General features: G+C 71.6%; 17 protein-coding genes. 4 read left to right on the top strand and 13 right to left on the bottom strand.

What is annotated here, in order from left to right; translation table 11 throughout:
- Positions 1-30 precede the first annotated feature (30 nt).
- The 4 genes from OED52_RS11150 to OED52_RS11135 all read right to left on the bottom strand — a co-directional run bounded on the left by OED52_RS11150 (position 31) and on the right by OED52_RS11135 (position 5,760).
- Complete coding sequence (locus tag OED52_RS11150) at positions 31-2,214, bottom strand: malate synthase G (RefSeq protein WP_264150976.1); 2,184 nt, start codon at positions 2,212-2,214, stop codon at positions 31-33.
- A gap of 69 nt (positions 2,215-2,283) precedes the next feature.
- Entirely contained in the window at positions 2,284-3,216 is a 933-nt protein-coding gene (locus tag OED52_RS11145) for a 3-methyladenine DNA glycosylase (protein WP_264150975.1), read from the bottom strand.
- Between the two features lie 28 nt (positions 3,217-3,244).
- A complete protein-coding gene (locus OED52_RS11140; RefSeq protein ID WP_264150974.1) occupies positions 3,245-4,378 on the bottom strand; it encodes a hemolysin family protein in 1,134 nt (377 codons plus the stop codon).
- Complete coding sequence (locus OED52_RS11135; protein WP_264150973.1) at positions 4,375-5,760, bottom strand: hemolysin family protein; 1,386 nt, start codon at positions 5,758-5,760, stop codon at positions 4,375-4,377. Before OED52_RS11135 ends, OED52_RS11140 begins: the two co-directional genes overlap by 4 nt.
- Before the next feature lie 342 nt (positions 5,761-6,102).
- On the opposite strand from OED52_RS11135, the gene OED52_RS11130 reads away from it, so the two are divergent.
- Positions 6,103-6,741 (top strand): class I SAM-dependent methyltransferase, encoded by a 639-nt coding sequence (locus OED52_RS11130; protein WP_264150972.1) that lies wholly within the window; start codon positions 6,103-6,105, stop codon positions 6,739-6,741.
- Here the strand turns inward: OED52_RS11130 and OED52_RS11125 are convergent.
- The 7 genes from OED52_RS11125 to OED52_RS11095 form a co-directional block, all read right to left on the bottom strand.
- On the bottom strand, positions 6,695-7,609 hold the full coding sequence (locus OED52_RS11125) for a DMT family transporter (protein WP_264150971.1): 915 nt from the start codon (positions 7,607-7,609) through the stop codon (positions 6,695-6,697). The genes OED52_RS11130 and OED52_RS11125 overlap by 47 nt on opposite strands.
- Positions 7,610-7,613: 4 nt before the next feature.
- On the bottom strand, positions 7,614-9,065 hold the full coding sequence (gene gndA / locus OED52_RS11120; protein WP_264150970.1) for an NADP-dependent phosphogluconate dehydrogenase: 1,452 nt from the start codon (positions 9,063-9,065) through the stop codon (positions 7,614-7,616).
- A 75-nt stretch (positions 9,066-9,140) separates the two neighbouring features.
- Positions 9,141-10,091, bottom strand: a complete 951-nt coding sequence (locus OED52_RS11115) for a M56 family metallopeptidase (protein WP_264150969.1) — start codon at positions 10,089-10,091, stop codon at positions 9,141-9,143.
- 13 nt (positions 10,092-10,104) lie between these two features.
- Positions 10,105-10,515 carry a BlaI/MecI/CopY family transcriptional regulator gene (locus OED52_RS11110; RefSeq protein ID WP_264150968.1) on the bottom strand — a complete coding sequence of 137 codons (411 nt, stop codon included), beginning with the start codon at positions 10,513-10,515 and terminating at the stop codon, positions 10,105-10,107.
- A gap of 77 nt (positions 10,516-10,592) precedes the next feature.
- Positions 10,593-11,468 (bottom strand): ABC transporter ATP-binding protein, encoded by an 876-nt coding sequence (locus OED52_RS11105; protein ID WP_318841876.1) that lies wholly within the window; start codon positions 11,466-11,468, stop codon positions 10,593-10,595.
- Positions 11,465-12,580 (bottom strand): FecCD family ABC transporter permease, encoded by a 1,116-nt coding sequence (locus OED52_RS11100; protein WP_264150967.1) that lies wholly within the window; start codon positions 12,578-12,580, stop codon positions 11,465-11,467. Before OED52_RS11100 ends, OED52_RS11105 begins: the two co-directional genes overlap by 4 nt.
- A complete protein-coding gene (locus tag OED52_RS11095; protein ID WP_264150966.1) occupies positions 12,577-13,998 on the bottom strand; it encodes a FecCD family ABC transporter permease in 1,422 nt (473 codons plus the stop codon). Before OED52_RS11095 ends, OED52_RS11100 begins: the two co-directional genes overlap by 4 nt.
- A 205-nt stretch (positions 13,999-14,203) precedes the next feature.
- Between OED52_RS11095 and OED52_RS11090 the strand changes: the two genes are divergently transcribed.
- The 3 genes from OED52_RS11090 to OED52_RS11080 all read left to right on the top strand — a co-directional run bounded on the left by OED52_RS11090 (position 14,204) and on the right by OED52_RS11080 (position 16,736).
- Complete coding sequence (locus OED52_RS11090) at positions 14,204-14,920, top strand: hypothetical protein (RefSeq protein ID WP_264150965.1); 717 nt, start codon at positions 14,204-14,206, stop codon at positions 14,918-14,920.
- Positions 14,921-15,631: 711 nt separating this feature from the next.
- Positions 15,632-16,150 (top strand): hypothetical protein, encoded by a 519-nt coding sequence (locus tag OED52_RS11085; RefSeq protein WP_264150964.1) that lies wholly within the window; start codon positions 15,632-15,634, stop codon positions 16,148-16,150.
- A 133-nt stretch (positions 16,151-16,283) separates the two neighbouring features.
- Positions 16,284-16,736 carry a PaaI family thioesterase gene (locus OED52_RS11080; protein WP_264150963.1) on the top strand — a complete coding sequence of 151 codons (453 nt, stop codon included), beginning with the start codon at positions 16,284-16,286 and terminating at the stop codon, positions 16,734-16,736.
- Between the two features lie 64 nt (positions 16,737-16,800).
- On the opposite strand, the gene OED52_RS11075 is transcribed toward OED52_RS11080, so the two are convergent.
- Positions 16,801-18,219 (bottom strand): NAD(P)/FAD-dependent oxidoreductase, encoded by a 1,419-nt coding sequence (locus tag OED52_RS11075; protein WP_264150962.1) that lies wholly within the window; start codon positions 18,217-18,219, stop codon positions 16,801-16,803.
- 84 nt (positions 18,220-18,303) lie between these two features.
- Positions 18,304-19,362: a tyrosine-type recombinase/integrase gene (locus OED52_RS11070; protein ID WP_264150961.1), complete on the bottom strand. Its 1,059-nt coding sequence runs from the start codon at positions 19,360-19,362 to the stop codon at positions 18,304-18,306.
- Between the last annotated feature and the right edge of the window lie 72 nt (positions 19,363-19,434).

Genomic DNA, 19,434 nt, shown 5'->3' with positions numbered 1-19,434 from the left:
GATCGGGGCCCTGCCCGGTGTCGGTGCGGATCAGGCGTACTTGGCCTTGTACTCGCGGCGACGGCGGTGCAGGATCGGCTCGGTGTAGCCGCTGGGCTGCTTGGTGCCTTCGAGGATGAGTTCCTTGGCGGCCTGGAAGGCGATGCTGTCGTCGAAGTTCGGGGCCATCGGCCGGTAGGCCGGGTCGCCGGCGTTCTGGCGGTCGACGACCGGGGCCATCCGCTCGAGGGCGGCGACGACGTCGTCGGCGCTGACCACGTCGTGGCGGATCCAGTTGGCGAGCAGCTGGCTGGAGATGCGCAGGGTGGCGCGGTCCTCCATGAGCGCGACGTCGTGGATGTCGGGCACCTTGGAGCAGCCGACGCCCTGGTCGATCCACCGCACGACGTAGCCGAGGATGGACTGGCAGTTGTTGTCGAGTTCCTCGCGCTTCTCCTCGTCGCTCCAGTTCGGGTTCTCGGCGAGGGGGATGGTGAGGATGTCGTCGACGGTGGCGCGGGCCTTGCCCTTGAGCTCGTTCTGGACCGCGAAGACGTCGACCTCGTGGTAGTGGGTGGCGTGCAGGGTGGCGCCGGTGGGCGAGGGCACCCAGGCGGTGTTGGCGCCGGCCTTGGGCTGGGCGATCTTCTGCTCGACCATGTCGCGCATGAGGTCGGTCATGGCCCACATGCCCTTGCCGATCTGGGCCTTGCCCTGCAGCCCGCAGGCCAGACCGGTGTCGACGTTCCAGTCCTCGTAGGCGGCGATCCAGCGCTGCTGCTTCATGGCGGCCTTGCGGACGACGGGGCCGGCCTCCATGGAGGTGTGGATCTCGTCGCCGGTGCGGTCGAGGAAGCCGGTGTTGATGAACACCACGCGGTCGGATGCGGCTTTGATGCAGGCGGCGAGGTTGACGGTGGTGCGCCGCTCCTCGTCCATGATGCCGACCTTGAGGGTGTTGGCCGGCAGCGACAGGACCTCTTCGACGCGGCCGAACAGCTCGGTGGTGAAGGCGGATTCCTCGGGGCCGTGCTGCTTGGGCTTGACGATGTAGATCGAGCCGGTGCGGCTGTTGGCGAGCGGGCCGTGGGCTTCGTCGGTGTGCAGGCCGTGGATGGCGCACAGGCTGGTGATCAGCGCGTCGAGGATGCCCTCGGGCACCTCGTTGCCGTCGCGGTCGAGCACCGCCGGGTTGGTCATGAGGTGACCGACGTTGCGGACGAACAGCAGGGAACGGCCGTGCAGTTCGAGCTCGCTGCCGTCGAGCGCGGTGTAGGTGCGGTTCGGGTTCAGTCTGCGGGTGAGGGTCTTGCCGCCCTTGTCGAAGGACTCGGACAGGTCACCGCGGTTGAGGCCGAGCCAGTTGCGGTAGCCGACGACCTTGTCGTCGGCGTCGACGGCCGCGACGGAGTCCTCGAAGTCCATGATGGTGGTCACGGCGGATTCGAGGACGACGTCCTTGACGCCGGCCGGGTCGGTGCTGCCGATCGGGGAGGCCGGGTCGATCTGGATGTCGATGTGCAGGCCGTGGTTGCGCAGCAGCACCGAGGAGGGGGCGCTCTTGTCGCCGAGGTAGCCGACGAGCTTGTCGGGCTGGGCCAGGCCGGTGACGGTGCCGTCGGCGAGGGCGACCTTCAGTTCGGTGCCGTCGATGGTGTAGCCGGTGGAGTCGCGGTGCGAGCCCTGCGCGAGCGGGACGGCCTTGTCGAGGAAGTCACGGGCCCAGGCGATGACCTTGTCGCCGCGGACCTTGTTGTAGCCGGTGCCCTTCTCGGCGCCGCCCTCTTCACCGATGACGTCGGTGCCGTAGAGGGCGTCGTAGAGCGAGCCCCAGCGCGCGTTGGCGGCGTTGAGGGCGAAGCGGGCGTTGAGCACCGGCACGACCAGCTGGGGGCCGGCGGTCTCGGCGATCTCGGCGTCGACGTTCTCGGTGCCGACGGTGAACGGCTCCGGTTGCGGGACGAGGTAGCCGATCTCCTCGAGGAAGGCCTTGTAGGCGACCGGGTCGTGGGGCTGTCCGGCGCGGTCGCGGTGCCAGCCGTCGATCTTGGTCTGCAGCTCGTCGCGCTTGGCGAGCAGCTCGCGGTTGCGCGGGGCGAGGTCGTGGATGATCTTGTCGGCGCCGGCCCAGAAGGTCTCGGCGTCGACCCCGCTGCCGGGGATGGCTTCGTTGTTGACGAAGTCGTAGAGGACCTGTGCGACCTGGAGTCCGCCGACCTGCACGCGTTCTGTCATCACCCTCACTCTTTCCGGTTCGCTGTGCGACCGGACAGACTCCGGCCGCACGAGAAATCGTCGCTAATGTTACCCGCCGGTAGGTAGCGGCGCGGAGGTTCGGTGCGCACGCAGGGCGGTACATCGATTCAGCAGCTCTTCGCGAAGAGTTGCGGCGCCTCGGGTGAGCGCCGACTGCTCGCGGACGTACTGTGCGCGTCCGGATGCAGTCTCGATCCTGATGGGCGAGTAGCCGTAGTCCTGAAGATCATACGGGCTCGCCCGCATGTCGAGTTCACGGGCTGCGGACGCGTGCCGAAAGCAGCGCAGGAGCAGGTCGGAGTCGGTGAGCGGCAGCAATTTGTAACACCACTTGTACAGATCCATGCCGGCGTGGAGGCAGCCCGGCTGCTCGCTGCCGAGCTGGTCCTCCCGGGTGAGCCCCGTGGCGTTGCGGGGCGCGGCCTCGGGGGTGAAGAACCGGAACGCGTCGTAATGGGTGCACCGTAACTGCATTGATTCCACCACCGCGTCGATGCCGGCATGGCCGAGCCGCAGCGGCACCGCCGAGTGCCGCACCCCGTCGTCGCCCACCCGGTACACCATCGCCCATTCGTGCAGGCCGAAGCACCCGAGCTGCGGGGGCCGCGCCGCCGTCGCCGCGAGCAGCCCGGCCACGAACTCCACCGTCTCGAACCGCCGGTCGAGCACATGCTCGGCCACCCGCACCCCGACGGTGCCGTCGACCACGACCCGCTCGTAGCCCGGATGGTCCCGGTACTCGCGCACCGCCGCTGCGCCGAGCAGCACCCTGCCGAAGCCCGGATGCCAGCGGCGCAGCTGGCTCGGCCGCAGGCTGTAGTAGGTGAACAGGAAGTCGTGCACCGGATGCTTCTCGCCCGCCGCGCGCCGCTGCACGTGCCCGGCGAGCAGATCGTCGGCCGCGGTGTGGTGCCGGTCGCGGCGGGCCGTCCACTCGGCCTCGTCGAGAATCCGTGGTGTGGGCGGGGCGTCGGGGGTCATCGTCCTCGTTCGCTCGGGTCGGGCTCGGTCAGCTGGGACGGTGCTGCACCGGGTCGGTCGGGGTCGGTCCCTGCGGGTCGGGGGCCCGGGATGCCGGCGGGTCGGGGACCCGGTGGGTGGCGTCGCGCACCGTCCCCACGAACTCTTCCACGAGGTCCTCGAGCGCCACGATGCCCCGTAGTGTCCCGGTGGCGTCGCTCACTCCGGCGAGGTGCGCATTGGTGTCGCGCAGCACCGCCAGGGCCTCGTCGAGTCCGTATTCGGCGGCGACGGTGGGCAGCGTCCGGATCAGCGCCAGCGGCACCACGGTGTCGGGGCCGGTCGATTCCTCGCGCACGAGGTCGAGCACGTCCTTGATGTGCACGTAGCCGGTGATGGTGCCGTCGGTGCGTCGGGTGGGGTAGCGGGAGTAGCCGGTGGCGGTGACCGCCTGCTCTACCACCCCGAGGGTGGTGCCGCGCGCCGTGACGGGCACGGTCCGTACCCGGGCGAGGGGGATCATGATGTCGGCGACGGTGCGGCCGCCGGTGGCCAGTGCCCGGGTGAGCCGGCGGTGTTCCTCCTCGTCGAGCAGCCCCTCCGAGCGGGATTCGCCGATCATCTCGGTGAGTTCCACGGCGGAGACGGAACTGTCGAGTTCGTCCTTGGGGTCGATGCGCACGGCGCGCAGGGTGGCGTTGGCGCACAGGTTGTAGAACGCGATGACCGGGCGGGCCGGGCGCATGAACAGCAGGTGCACGGGCACGAGCAGCATGGCCATGCGTTCGGGGCCGGCGATGGCGATGTTCTTCGGCACCATCTCCCCGAGCAGGATGTGGGCGATCACCACGATCGACAGGCCGAGCGCGAAGGCGATCGGGTGCAGCAGCCCGTCGGGCAGGCCCACGGCGTGCAGCGGGGTCTCGATCAGGTGCGCGATGGCGGGTTCGGCGACGCGGCCGAGCAGGATCGAGCAGATGGTGATGCCGAGCTGCGAGCCGGCGAGCATGAGCGAGAGGTGTTCGCCGGCCTCGATGACGGTGCGGGCCCGGGTCTTGCCCTGGGCGAGCAGTGTCTCGAGCCGGTCGCGGCGCACGGTGATGAGGGAGAACTCGGCGCCGACGAAGAAGGCGTTGCCTGCGAGCAGCAGGATCGCGAAGGCGAGGGCGAGCCAGTCGTTCATCGCCGCTCACCCGCCTCGTCGTCGCCGGGTTCGGCGGTGTCCGGGTCCTCGGGGTCGGGGGCGGCGCCGGGGACGAGCAGAACCCGGTCGATACGGTGCCCGTCCATCTCGAGGATGCGGGCGTACCAGGTGCGGTCGCGGCGGTCGCGGCGCAGTGGCAGCTGCACCTCGTCGTCGACGGCGGGGATGCGGCCGAGTTCGGTGAGGATCAGCCCGGCGAGGGTCTCGTAGTCGCCGTCGGGGGCGTGGTAGCCGGTGAGCTGGGCGACCTCGTCGATGCGCAGCAGGCCGGTGCAGGACCAGCCGTCGCCGGCACGGTGGGCGTCGAGTTCGGTCTCGTCGTGTTCGTCGCGGACGTCTCCGACGATCTCCTCGATGAGGTCCTCCATGGTGATGAGCCCGGCGGTGCCGCCGTATTCGTCGACGACGAGTGCGACCTGCATGCCGTCGGAGCGGACGCGTTCCATGACGGTGTCGCCGTCGAGGGTGGACGGCACGGTGGGGATGCGGCGGGCGAGGCTGCCGACGGTGGTGGTGGCGCGGGCGCCGGCGGGCACGGTGAACGCGTGTTTGATGTGCACCACGCCGAGGGGGGCGTCGAGGTCACCGTCGACGACGGGGAAGCGGGAGTAGCCGGTGCGGGCGGACAGGTCGATCAGGTCGAGGACGGTGGCCTGCCGGTCGAGGGCCTCGACGGTGACCCGGGGGGTCATGAGGTCCTCGGCGGTGCGGTCGCCGAACTGCAGTGACCGGTAGACCAGGCGGGCGGTGCTCTCGTCGAGGGTGCCGCTGCGCGCCGAGGCGCGCACGAGGGAGCCGAGTTCCTGCGGGGACCGCGCCGAGCGCAGTTCCTCGGCTGGTTCGATGCCGAGGCGCCGCACGATGCGGTTGGCGGTGCCGTTGAGGCCGAGGATGGCCCATTTGAACAGCAGCGAGAACCCGATCTGCAGGCCGGCGGTGGCGCGGGCGGTGCCCATGGGGCGGGCGATCGCGATGTTCTTGGGGACGAGTTCGCCGAAGACCATGGAGAACGACGTCGCGATGAGCAGCGCCAGGATCAACGACACGGTGGCGGCGGCGGTGGCGCCGAGACCTGCCGCGTCGAGCAGCGGGGTGAGGAAGCGGGCGAGGATCGGTTCGGCGAGGTAGCCGGTGATCAGCGTGGTGATGGTGATGCCGAGCTGCGCCCCGGACAGCTGGAAGGACAGGGTCCGGTGGGCGTGCTGCACCTGGCGGGCGCGGCGGTCGCCGTGGTGGGCGCGGGCGTCGACGGCGCTGCGTTCGAGGGCGGTCAGCGAGAACTCGGCGGCGACGAACAGGGCCGTGCCGGCGGTCAGGGCGACGAAGCCGAGCAGGGCGGCGATGTCGAGCAGAACGGTCATCGGAGCCGGTCCGCTCGGGTCGGGGTCTGGCCGGGCGCGGTGCCCGGCCGACTAGAGGAGCCCTCCGAACCGGAGTCGGACTCCGTGCGGGTGGGGGACGTCGCGCTGACGGCGGGGACGTCGGATGTGCTGGTGACGGTGGGTGCCGTGGGCACCGGTGTCCTCTCGTCGGGTCCGCGCACGGGCTGGGCCGCATCGCGGAAGCGGTATCGGATGGGCATCGATTCTACTGATGTCCTTGCCGTCGTGTCGCGTCGGCGGGGCCTACGGTGGGTCGTGGCAGGGCAGTCGTGGGTGCCGGAGCGTAGGTGCCGGAGTGCAGAACGGGAGGACGAGGTGGCGATGAGCGGGCCGGGCGCGGGTGGATCGGGTGCGGGGCGGGTGCCGAGCCGCTGGGAGGAGCTGGTGGCGGAGAATCCGGGGCATTCGCGGTGGTACGTCGAGCGGTTCCGGGCGATGGCGGCGCAGGGGCAGGACACCGTGGGGGAGGCGCGGCTGATCGATGCGATGGTGTCGCGGGGTGCGCGCATCCTCGACGCCGGGTGCGGGCCGGGCCGCATCGGCGGGTATCTGCACCGCGCCGGGCACACGGTGGTGGGGGTGGATGTGGATCCGGTGCTGATCGCCGCGGCCGAGGAGGACCATCCGGGTCCGATCTGGCTGGTGGGGGATCTGGCGGAGCTGGATCTGCCGGGCCGGGGGATCGCCGCGGAGTTCGAGGCGATCGTGTGCGCGGGCAATGTGATGACCTTCGTGGCGCCGTCGACGCGGGTGACGGTGCTGCGCAACTTCGCGGCGCATCTGGCGCCGGCGGGCCGCGCGGTGATCGGCTTCGGGGCCGGGCGGGACTACGAGTTCGGGCGGTTCCTCGACGATGCCCGTGAGGCGGGGCTGGTGCCGCAGCTGCTGTTGTCGACCTGGGATCTGCGGCCGTTCAGCGAGGACGCGGAGTTTCTGGTGGCGGTGCTGGGGCGGGCGTAGCCACCGTGTCGTCCCCGGGGGTGGTGTCGCCGGTGGCGGCGGCCTGCTGGCGGGACAGCAGCACGGTGGTGGCGAGCATCACGACGACGGCGGCGCCGACGAGCAGCAGACCCGCGCTGTCGGTGCGCAGGTGCTCGCCGAGCACGGTCATCCCGAGGACAATCGCGGCGAGGGGTTCGCCGACGGTCAGGGCGGGCAGCGAAGCGGTCAGCGAGCCGGCCTGGAAGGCGCGTTGCTGCAGGTAGATCGCGGCGGCGCCGGCGGCGACGAGCGTCCAGGTCTGCCACGAGCCCAGCAGCTGCGGGATGCCGTGTTCGGCGAGGTCGGTGACGTGCTTGGTGAACGCGGAGGTCACCCCGTAGAGGATGCCCGCGGCGGTGCCGAACGCGAGCGCCCGCAACCGCGGGGAGGCCAGCGCGAGGGCCACGGCGGCCGCGGCGACGGCGAGCACCGCGCCGAGGGGCAGCGCCCAGCGGGCCGCGGCGGCGTCGCCGCGGCCCTCGCTGGGATTGCCGACGAGCAGGAAGATCGCCAGGGCCGCGCACAATGCCCCGGCGAGCAGCCAGGTGCTGCGGTCGACGCGGCGCCCCCCGGTCGCGGCGGCGATGGGCAGCGCGAACAGCAGGGAGGTCACCAGCAGCGGCTGGACGAGCAGCACCGACCCGAACGTCAGGGCGATCACCTGCAGGATGTAGCTGCCGCCGTCGCCGAGGATCCCTGCCCACCAGCGGGGGCTGCGCAGCAGCGAGCCGACGAGGTCCCCGGAGTCGGGCACGGCCGCGGCCGAGGTCTGTTGCGCGACACTGCCGACGGCGATGAACACCGCGGCGGCCAGGGCGCACAGGACGGCGACGGCCGTGCCCGTCATCGGATCAGGCTTCCACTTCGGAGCGGTCTCCGCTCCAGAGGGTGTGGAACTTGCCGGGCCGGTCGGTGCGCTCGTAGGTGTGGGCACCGAAGAAGTCGCGCTGACCCTGGGTGAGGGCGGCGGGCAGCCGTTCGGCGCGCAGCCCGTCGTAGTAGGACAGTGACGACGCGAACGCCGGGACCGGGATGCCCAGGCTCGTCGCGGTGATCACCACGCGGCGCCAGCTGTCGATGCCGGCCTCGATCGCGTCGCGGAAGTACGGCGCGAGGATGAGGCTGGGCAGCTGCGGGTCCGCGTCGTAGGCCTCCTTGATGCGGTTGAGGAACTGGGCGCGGATGATGCAGCCGCCACGCCAGATGGTGGCCAGCGCGGCGCGGTCGACGTTCCAGCCGTACTCGGCGCTGCCGGCGGCGATCTCGTCGAAGCCCTGTGCGTAGGCGACGATCTTCGACGCGTACAGGGCGGCGCGGATGTCCTCGACGAACTGCGCGGTGTCGGTGGGGGCGGCGCCGAGGGTGCCGGCGGCGAGGCCGCGGGCGGCGGCCCGCTGGTCGCGGGAGCCGGACAGGGCGCGGGCGAAGACGGCCTCGGCGATGCCGGTGACCGGCACCCCGAGGTCGAGGGCGGCCTTGACGGTCCAGCGGCCGGTGCCCTTCTGCTCGGCGGCGTCGACGATGACGTCGACGAGGGGCTTGCCGGTGGCGGCGTCGGTCTGGCGCAGCACCTCGGCGGTGATCTCGATCAGGTACGACTCGAGGGTGCCGGTGTTCCACTCGGCGAACACGTCGGCGATCTGTCCGGCGTCGTAGCCGAGGGCGTCGCGCAGCAGGTTGTAGGCCTCCCCGATGAGCTGCATGTCGGCGTACTCGATGCCGTTGTGCACCATCTTCACGAAGTGACCGGCGCCGTCGGGGCCGATGTGGGTGCAGCAGGGGGTGCCGTCGACCTGCGCGGCGATGGTCTCGAGCAGCGGGCCGAGCGCCTCGTACGACTCGGCGGGGCCGCCGGGCATGATCGACGGGCCGTTGAGGGCGCCCTCCTCGCCGCCGGAGATACCGGCGCCGACGAAGTGCAGGCCGCGGGCGCGCAGCGCGGCCTCGCGGCGGATGGTGTCGGTGTAGAGGGCGTTGCCGCCGTCGATGATGATGTCGCCGGGTTCCATCACGGCGGCGAGCTCCTCGATGACGGCGTCGGTGGCGTCACCGGCCTTGACCATGATCAGCACGCGACGGGGCCGTTCGAGGGCGGCGACGAACTCGGCGACGGTCTCGGTGCGGATGAAGGTGCCCTCGTGGCCGTGATCGGCGAGCAGCGCGTCGGTCTTGGCGATGCTGCGGTTGTGGAGGGCGACGGTGTAGCCGTGGCGGGCGAAGTTGCGGGCGATGTTCGATCCCATGACGGCCAGGCCGGTCACGCCGATCTGGGCCTTGGCTGTCTCGGTGTTTTCGACGGTCATGGATAACAGCTTCCCCCCAAACCGTGAGTGATCGAAATCGGGGCGGGAAAACCGCGGGTCGGCGTGTCGGGGTGCTCAGAGTCCGAGCAGCAGCGACAGTTCCACCAGCCAGGGCACCGCCACGGCGATGGTGGGCACCACCAGGATCGCGGCGGCGGCGGTGTACGCGGCGAGGGAGACCCCCAGGTGCGGGCCCGGACCGGACAGGCGCTGCACCCGGATCACGGTGGTGGGGCCGCCGACGGCGAGGGCGCCGGTGGGGGTGTGGGCGCCGGCGCAGGCGACCAGTGCCCGCGCGAGGGGGGTGGGGCCGGTGACCCGCACGGCGGAGTCGTCGGCGAGCATCTCGACGAGCAGTTTCACCGAGCCGAGCGCCGATCCGGAGCGCACCAGGCGGGGGAACGCCTCGTAGACGGCGGTGAACGCCTCGAGGATCAGGTCGTGGCGGGCCCGCAGGTGGGAGTGTTCGTGGCGCAGGATCGCGCGTAGCTCGTCGTCGTCGAGGTTGTCGAGGGTGCCTTCGCTGAGCACCACCCGGTGCCGCAGACCCGGGAGGCAGTAGGCGAGGGGGTCTGCGGTGTCGAGGATGCGCACGTGCGGGTGGTGCCGGACGGCGGCGCCGCTGTCGCGGCGGTCGAGCAGGTCGACGAGCATGCGGTGCCGGGAGCGGCGGCGGCGGGTGCGCACCGCCACGCGCAGCATCGAGTAGGTCAGCCGCGCGCCGACGAGGACGGTGAGCGCGAAGACGACGACGTAGGTCAGCCACAGGGGCAGGCCGAGGGCGGCGATCTCCTCGAGGGGACCGGTGGTGGGGCGGCCGTCGGCGCCGGGGGCGAGCAGCCGGGCGGCGATGGCCAGGCCGCAGGAGAACGCGGAGAGCACCGCGGCGAGCGCCACCGCCTGCCACAACACCAGGGCGGCCCGGGGGTTGCGGTGCGGCCAGGCGGCGCGGGCGAGGAGCCCCGGCACCGGGCCGGCGAGGAGAAGCGCCGTCGTTCCGAAGAACAGCGCCGTGGTCGCGTTCATGACATCGAGTGTGTCAGCCCGCCCGGTCGGTGTCGTGCCGGGTGTCCGCTGCGGCCTGCTTGGCTTCGAGTTCGGCCAGGGCCGCGCGCAGGGCGGCGGCCTCGTCGGCGCCGACGCGGCCGACGAAGTGGACGAGGGCGGCGGCGCGACCGGCGGTCTCGTCGGCCTGGTCGAGGGCGTCGACCATGAGGCTGGCGACGAGTTCGTCGCGGCCGTGCACCGGCAGGTAGCGGTGGGCGCGGTCGTCGCGTTGCTGGATGACGAGGTTCTTCTTCGCCAGGCGCTGCAGCACCGTCATGACGGTGGTGTATGCGAGGGTGCGGCGGGCGGAGAGGGCCTCGTGGACCTGTCGCACGGTCTGGGGTTCGGTGGAGGACCACAGGTGGTCCATCACTGCGCGCTCGAGTTCGCCTAGTGCTGCCATGACCCGAGTCTACGGATTTCTCCGACGCTTGTGCGTACTACCCCTGGTCGTAGGGTCTGAGCTGGGCGGGACCTTCGTCACACCGTGGCGGGTCCTCCGGCCGTCCCGTACACGTGGCGGGTGCCGATGGGCACGATCAGCGGCCGGTCGGAGACCGGATCGTCGATCACCGACGCGTCGAGCGCGAACACCTCGCGCAGCAGCTCGACGGAGATCACCTCGGCGGGGGCACCGGCGGCGACGATGCGGCCCTGCTTCATCACCACCAGGTGGTCGCTGTAGCGGATGGCCAGGTTCAGGTCGTGCAGCACCATCACCACGGTGCGGCCGAGTTCGCTGTGCAGCCGGTCGACGAGGTCGAGGACCTCCACCGAGTGGGCGAGGTCGAGATAGGTGGTGGGTTCGTCGAGCAGCAGGATGTCGGTGCCTTGCGCGAGGGCCATGGAGATCCAGGCGCGTTGCCGCTGCCCACCGGACAGTTCGTCGATGGGCCGGTCGGCGAGGTCGGCGATGCCGGTCAGTTCGAGGGCGGTGGCGACCTCGTCCTCGTCGTCGGAGGACCACTGCCGGAACCAGGACTGGTGCGGGTGCCGGCCGCGGGAGACCAGGTCGGCGACGGTCAGGCCCTCGGGGGCGACCGGGGCCTGCGGCAGCATGCCGAGCACGCGGGCGACCTCGCGGGTGCGCATGCTCGTGATGTCGTGGCCGTCGAGCAGCACGGTGCCGGTGCGGGGTTTGAGCAGGCGGCTCAGGGACCGCAGCAGGGTGGACTTGCCGCAGCCGTTGGGGCCGATGATGGTGGTGACGACGCCGGTGGGGACGGTCAGCTCGAGGTCGTCGACGATGAGCCGTTCGCCGTAGCCGAGGCTGACGTGGTCGGCGACCAGCCGGGGTGCCGCGTGCCCGCCGGAGGTGGGGGTCGTCGGTGCTGGGGGGCGATGCGTGTCGGTCACGCGGACACCTTTCGGTTGGAACGCACGAGCAGGTACAGCAGGAACGGGCCGCCGAGCGCGGAGGTGACCAGGCCCACGGGCAGGGCCACCGGCAGGATGGTGCGGGCGACCAGGTCGGCGGCGACGACGAAGAACGCCCCGGTCAGCGCGGAGGTGAAGATCGGGGGGCCGGCGGAGCCGACGAGCCGCAACGCGATCTGCGGGGCGGCGAGCGCGACGAAGCCGATGGGGCCGGCGGCGGCGGTGGCCACGGCGGCGAGACCGCAGGCGGCGACGAGCAGCAGCGCCTGCTGGGCCTGCAGCCGCACGCCGAGGGCGCGGGCGGTGTCGTCGCCGAGTTTGAGGACCCCGACGGTGAACGACGCGGCAAGCGCCCAGCCGCCGATGAGCAGCAGGGCGAGCGCGGCGGGGATCACCTGGGTCCAGGACACGCCGTTGAGGGAGCCGGTGAGCCACACCTGGGCGCGGCTGACGTCGTTGATGTCGGCGGAGACGAGCATCCACTGGGTGAGCGCGAGCAGCATGGCGTTGACGCCGATGCCGACGAGCACGAGCCGGAACCCGTCGGCGCCGCGCCGCCAGGCGAGCAGGTAGATCACGGCGGCGGTGAGCAGCGCCCCGAGCAGCGCGGACAGCGGTAGCCCGAGGGCGGCGAGCAGCCCGACGATGGAGCCGCCGCCGGTGAGGACGATCAGGGCGACCGCGGCGGCGGACGCGCCGGCGGTGATGCCGAGGATGTCGGGGCTGGCCAGGGAGTTGCGGGAGACCGATTGGGTGATCGCCCCGGACACCGCGAGGGCGGCGCCGACGACGACGGCGGCGAGACCGCGGGGCAGGCGCAGTTCGGTGACGATGAACCGGTCGAGGCGTTCGCCGCCGCCGACGAGCACCTCGAGGACCTGCAGCGGGGTGAGGGGATAGTCGCCGCGGCCGAGGGCGATGCACAGCAGCGCGAAGGTGGCGACGAGCAGCAGGGTGCACACGGCGACGGTGCGGCCGCGCCACACCAGGGACACGGGGCCGAGCCGGAAGGCGGGGCGGCCCGGGATGCGGGTGGGGGTGTGCCAGCGGGAGCGGCGCCCGCTGGGGGTGGTCGTGGTCGTCTCGGTCACAGTCCCACCAGCTTCCGGCGGCGCACCAGCGCGATGAAGAACGGGCCGCCGATGAGGGCGAGCACGATACCGACCTGCAGTTCGCCGGGGCGCACCACGATGCGGCCGATGACGTCGGCGAGCACGAGCAGCACCCCGCCGAGGAGACCGGCGTAGGGGACGAGCCAGCGGTAGTCGGGGCCGGTGACGGCGCGGGCGATGTGCGGGACGATCAGGCCGACGAAGGCGATGGGGCCGCAGGCGGCGGTGGCGGCGCCGGTGAGGATCGTGATCGCGGCGATACCGATGATCCGGGTGGTGACGATGTTGGTGCCGAGGGAGCGGGCGACGTCCTCGCCGAGGCCGAGCAGGTTCAGGGCGGGGGTGGAGGCGATCGCGACGAGCACCCCGACCACGATGAACGGGGCCACCTGCCAGAAGATGTCCATGCCGCGGCCGGCGACGGAGCCGACCACCCAGAAGCGGTAGCCGTCGAGGCTGGTCTGGTCGAGCAGCACGATGGTCTGGATCATCGCCTGCAGGAAGAACGCGACCGCAGCGCCGGCGAGGGCCAGACTCAGCGGGCTCGACCCGCCGTTGCCGATGGACGCGAAGCCGAACACCACCACGCTCGCGAGCGCGGAGCCGGCGAAGGCGAACCACAGGTACTGGGCGGGGGTGTTGAGCCCGAACAGGTAGATCGACAGCACCACCAGGAAGGCGGCGCCGGCGTTGATGCCGAGCAGACCGGCGTCGGCGAGGGGGTTGCGGGTGTGGCCCTGGATGAGGGCGCCGGCGACGCCGAGGGCGGTGCCGACCAGCAGCCCGAGCAGGGTGCGGGGGATGCGCAGCGAGTGCACGATCACGTCGGTCTCGGAGCCGTCGTTGACGGTCAGGGCGTGGAAGACCTCCCCGAAGGTCATCGGGCGGGCGCCGATGGCGATGCTGGCCAGCGCCACGAGCGCCAGCAGCACCAGCAGCGCGGCGATGCCGAGCATGCGGCGGCGGCGCAGCGCCGCGATCCCGGTCGCGGCGGCGCGGGGGGTGAAGCCGTCGGCGGCGGCGTGGGCGGCGGTGACGGTCTCGGTGCCGCGCCGCAGCAGGGCGCGCCGCGCGCCGGCCGGGCCGCCGGTGGTGCGGTCGCGCAGCACCAGGCCGGTCCACTGCAGGCCGAGGCTCTGCCCGGTGCGGCCGGCGCGGTGGCCGCGGTTCCACCAGGCGAGGCCGAGGGCGGCGAGGACGGCGGCGCCGCCGAAGACGATGCGGTCGGTCTGGCCGCCGCCCTTGGTGTCGGCGAGGGCGTCGACGAGCAGGGCCCCGACGAGCAGGGGCAGGGCGATCAGGGCGAGATCGCACAGGGCGGCGGTGACCTTTCGGCCCGCGGTGGGGGCCGCGTCCGGATCGGTGTCCGGGGGTGCGGCGTGGTCGGTGGCGGTCACGGGCGCGGGGTGCTCCTCGACGATGACGAAACGGGATCGGGATGTTCGTGATCCGGAACAACCACGAATCTCCCCGCAGTTAGGTTACGGAATCCTATTTCGTGGCGGCAGTGGGGACACGATGCCGGTGGGGTTGCGCTCACCACCTCCAGATGCAATGGTTAGCCTTACCTAAGCGATCTTTCCGTCGATCAGGAGGTGTCGGATGACGACTCTGCTGCTGCCGCCCACGGCCGCGCCCGTCCGCCCGTTCGAGGACACGCGCGCCCGCCTGCGCGCCCTCGCCGCGGGCGCTCCCCGGGTGTACGCAGTGGCCTGTATCGACGAAGAGCCCCGCCGCCGCTGGTGGTTCCTCGGCGGCCCGGAACGCCAGCAGCGCATCGACCTGCTCTACGCCCGCGCCCTCGCCGACGTCGAGGAGCCCCGCATCGCCGCCGAGCAGGTCGCCGCGGCGCTCATCCACGCCGTCGTCGGCCGGGTGCTCGCCCCGTACGCCCTCGAGGGTCGCGTCTGGGATCCCGGACTCGACAACCTGTGGCTGCACATGGACTCCGACGGCTGCATCGACTGGGCCGGGGTCGCCGACGACACCCTGCGGGTGCTGCCCGAGGACCGCGCCGTCGGCCACCGCGACGTCGTGGTGCTCCCGTGCGAACGCGCCATGGCCGTGTGGACCGCACACCGCTCCGTCACCGCCCTGACCGCCGTGTACGCCGCGGTGCGCACCAACGGCCCGCTCGACGCGGGCCGGTTCTGGGGCATCGTCGGCCGCACCGTCGTCACCGGCGCCGCGCAGCTGCCCGTGCTCGGGGGAGCGTCCCGGCGCACCGCTGCGCGCCGCGGCCAGGAGCTCCTCGACGCCTTCGTCGCCGCCGGATATCCCGTTCGAGGCCTTGCCAGATTAGGGCAGCCTTCCCTATAATCGAATCAGTTCCGATCTGCCGGACCAGCCGGAGTCCTGAGGGCTGCAGTGACTCCCGGTCCCTTCCCGCGGTGGGCCTCACGAATGTGGGGCCCACCGTCGTGTGTCCGGGCACCCCGAAGAGCCACCGCCGAGGGCGGCCTGCACATCCTCGAACTCAAACCCGATGGCACACCCCGCGACGTCGTCGCCCAGGTCCTCGACTACGGCGCGTGGGTGCGGAGCCCGACCGACGACGAGGTGCGCTCGATCTACGCCACCTATCGCCGGGACGACGCGCGCCGCTACGGATTCGTCTCCGCCGGCGGCGGGAAGTGGTTCTCCCGCACCCTCCGACAGGTCCCGGTCGGCGCGCGGGTGTTCACCTGCATCCCCAAGACCGGGTACGTCGGCATCGGTGAGGTCACCGGTCCCGCCCGACCCGCCGACGAGGCGGTGCTCACGATCGACGGCCGGGACGTGCCGTTCCGCAGCCTGGAGTCGAACGGCCCCTATCGGCACGACGTCGCGGGCCCCCCGTCCCGGAGAGGACTACCGCGAATGGGTGCTGCCCGTGCGGTGGATCTCCACGGTGGACCGGGAGGCCGCCCTGCTCGGACCCGGCGGTTCGTACCCGGCAGGTCCGCGAATCGGGGTCCACGGCGCGGTCGAGTCCCTAGAATCGGCAGCATCGTTCGGCCATCGGGCATACGCCTATCACAGGGGGTCCCTGTGCGTCCGCTCGCTCGCTTCACCGCCGTCGCCGTCACCGCTGCGCTCACCGGCCTGTTCGCCCCGTCGGTGGGCGCCGCCGACGCCGACGGGGAGATCACCGTCGCCGCCGCGGTCGACGGCCACACCGTCACCGTCACGGTCACCGACACCTACACCGGGGACGTCGACGAGAAGGGCTGCAAGGGCATCTTCCTCGGCGCACCCCCGTACACCGACGACAATCCGCCGCTCGACTACGCCGTGCTCACCACCACCGGCGGGGTGTACACCCACGACTTCACCGACGTGCCGGACGGGCAGTGGCGGGTCGACTACTGGTGCCGCGCCGTCAAGGACGGCACGGGCATGGTCGACTACTGGGTCACCAGCGACTCCGACCATCCGCCCATGGTCAAGAACCGCGAACCGATCCGCCTGACCGTGCCCGCCGCCGAACCCGAACCGGAACCGGCGCCCGAGCCGCCCGCCGAGCCGGGCTGCTTCGGTTCGGTGTGCCTGTTCACCGGCAGCAGCTGACCGCCCCCGGTCCCCATCCCCGACGGGACGAACCCGGCTGCTCGGCGCGCCGCCCGAAAACGGTGATGTCCTACCATCGTTCGACGGCCACCGGTCCCGGCGGCCGACCTCGCGCACGAACAAGGGGAACCGTATGAGCGACCAGTCCACCTCGGCCCAGCTCCAGCCGAACGACCTGCAGGCGATCAACGCCGTCAACGACACCGGATTCAACTCCGCGCTCGGCCTCGAGTTCACCGAGATCGGCCCCGACCTCGCGCGGGCCCGCTGGACGGTCACCCCCTCGCAGCACCAGCCCTACGGCATCGTGCACGGCGGCGTGTACTGCGCGGTGATCGAGTCCGTCGCCAGCGTCGCCGCCGCCAACTGGCTCGGGGACAAGGGCAACGTCGTCGGTGTCAACAACAACACCGACTTCCTGCGCGCCACCCGCGACGGGGTCCTCACCGCCACCGGCACCCCCGTGCACCGCGGCCGCACCCAGCAGTTGTGGCGGGTGGTCATCACCGACGAGCAGGACCGCACGGTCGCGCAGGGGCAGGTGCGGCTGGCGAACATCACCGACGCCGCCCGCATCGGCCACTGACACCCACTCACACCGCGGGGGCGGCCCGGCACGACACCGGACCGCCCCCCGGGACGTCCTCGGTTCAGCCCGCGGCCTGCGCACCCCCACGACCCCGCGCGGACCCCTCACCGGCGGCCCGGTCCGCGCTGGTGCCCGCCTCGCTCGGTTGCGCCGCGCGCATGTGCTCGAGCGCGAGCCGCGCGAACACCTGCTGTTCGGTGGCGGCCATCTCGTTGCGGCCGGTGGACAGGAAGGCCTGCGCCCACGACACCAGCGTCGACACCTTCGACGAGAACCCCACCAGATACAGCAGGTGGATGAACAACCACGCCACCCAGCCGACGAACCCGCTGATCTCGAGCCTGCCGATCTTCGCGACCGCACTGAACCGCGAGATGGTGGCCATGCTGCCCTTGTCGAAGTACTTGAACGGCGGCCGCTGCGACGGATCCGCGCCCTCGAGCCCGGCGATGATCTGCCGCGCGGCGTACTTGCCGCCCTGCATCGCCACCTGCGCCAGACCGGGCAACTTGTTCAGCGACATCATGTCGCCGATGACGAACACGTGCGGGTGACCCGGCAGCGTCAGATCCGGCAGCACCTCCACCCGGCCCGCCCGGTCGATCCCGGCCCCGGACTGCTCGGCGAGCTGCTTGCCGAGGGGACTGGCCGCCACCCCCGCCGACCACACCTTGCACTGCGACTCGATGCGCCGCTCGGAACCGTCCTTGTCCTTGACCGTCAGCCCCTCGGCGTCGACATCGGTGACCATCGCCCCGAGCTGGATCTCCACCCCGAGCCGTTCGAGGGTCTTGCGGGCCTTGCGGCTGAGCTTGCCCCCGTACACCGGCAGCACATCGGAGGCCCCGTCGAGCAGCACCACCCGCGCCTCCGTCGGATCGATGTGGCGGAACGCGTCCTTGAGGGTGCGGCGCGAGAGCTCCGCGATCTGCCCCGCCAGCTCCACCCCGGTCGGGCCGGCCCCCACCACGACGAAGGTCAGCAACCGGCTGCGTTCGTCGTGGTCGTGCGACAACTCGGCCTGCTCGAACGCCCCGAGGATGCGGCCCCGCAACTCGAGCGCATCGTCGATGGTCTTCATGCCCGGCGCGAACTCCGCGAACTGGTCGTTGCCGAAATAGGACTGGCCCGCCCCGGCGGCGACGATCAGACTGTCGAACGGGGTGGTGGTGTAACGCTCGAGGAACCGGGAGGTCACCGTCCGGTTCTCCAGATCGATGGTCTCGACCTCCCCGAGCAGCACCTGCGCGTTCTTCTGCTTGCGCAGCACCATCCGCGTGGCGGGGGCGATGTCACCGACCGACAGGATGCCCGTGGCCACCTGGTACAGCAACGGCTGGAACAGATGATGCGTCGTGCGCGCCACCACCGTCACGTCCACATCGGCACGCGCCAACGCCTGCGTCGCGAACAGCCCACCGAAACCGGAGCCGATCACGACCACCCGATGACGCCGAGGTTCGGTCTGCTGGACGCTCATGGATGCTCCTCACGCGTAGCCCGATGGATCGCACCCCAGTCTTGCAGGTGCCGCGCCCCCTCACAGCGCAACCGGCCGACCCGATCAGCCCGCCCCGGCGTCGCCGTCCGCCCGCTCGGCGCGCGGCGCCAGCAACCCGTAGACGGGGTTGTGCCGGGCGGCGTGCCGCACCGCATCGTTGGTCGCCGAGGTGTACACCTGCACCGTCTGCAACGACCGGTGCCCGAGCAACTGCTGCAACTCCACCATCGTCGCGCCGCTGTCGGCCAGGCTCGTCGCGAAGGTGTGCCGCAGCGCGTGCGCCAGCGCCCCGCGCTTGCGTTCCGACTCGATCCCCGCCCGCCGGTAGATCCGCCGCACCCGGTACTGCAGCGTGCCACGGGTGATGCGCTGCCCGTCCGCCCCGACGAACAACGGATCGGCCGGATCGTGCCGCTCCCAGATCGGCAGCTCCTCCCGGTCCCGGTCGCGGCGCCGCGCCACCGGGAACCGGGCGTAGCGTTCCTCCAGATAGGCCGACACGATCGCCGTCCAGCTGTCCTCCAACGGGATCTCCCGCTCGATCCCGCCCTTGCCGAGCACCCGCAGCACCGGCGCCTCCCGGCCACCGAGGATGCTGCCCAGATCGAGGCGGATCAGTTCCTCGGAGCGGATCCCGGTCAGCAGCAGCGTCGCGATCAACGCCAGATCCCGCTGCGGCCAGTCCCGCGCCGACTCCGCCGGCCGCTGCGCGTCCACCGTCACCGTGTCCACCAGCTGGTTGATCGCGGTGGGGGAGAACGCCTTCGGGGTGTGCTGGGGACGCTTCGGCTGGGCGATCGACGCCATCGGATTGCCCTCCGAGATGCCCTCGGAGACGAGGAAGTTGCAGAAACTGTTCCACACCGACCACGCGCGCCGCACCGACGCCGGTTGCCGATCGGCGGCGAACGCCGCGAACGCCGAACGCAACGCCCGAATCGACAGATCGGCCACCTGCAGCTGCTCCACCGCGGTTCCGTGCACCGCGGCCAGATGGGTGCACACCCCGTGCAGGTCGAGCCGGTAGGCCTTGACGGTGTGCGCCGACCGTTTCGCGGTCTGCAGGGTCTCCAGGTACGACGCCACCCACTCGAGCAGGCCCGCTTCGTCCCGGCCCGTCATCACCCGCAGCTCCCTTCCCGTCGTACACCTGTGCGAGACCAGTGTGACAGCCGGGACCGACGCCACCCGCAC

It is taken from the genome of Rhodococcus sp. Z13, from assembly GCF_025837095.1.
Lineage (GTDB): Bacteria > Actinomycetota > Actinomycetes > Mycobacteriales > Mycobacteriaceae > Rhodococcus > Rhodococcus sacchari.
This window is presented reverse-complemented; position numbering and strand designations above follow the sequence as displayed.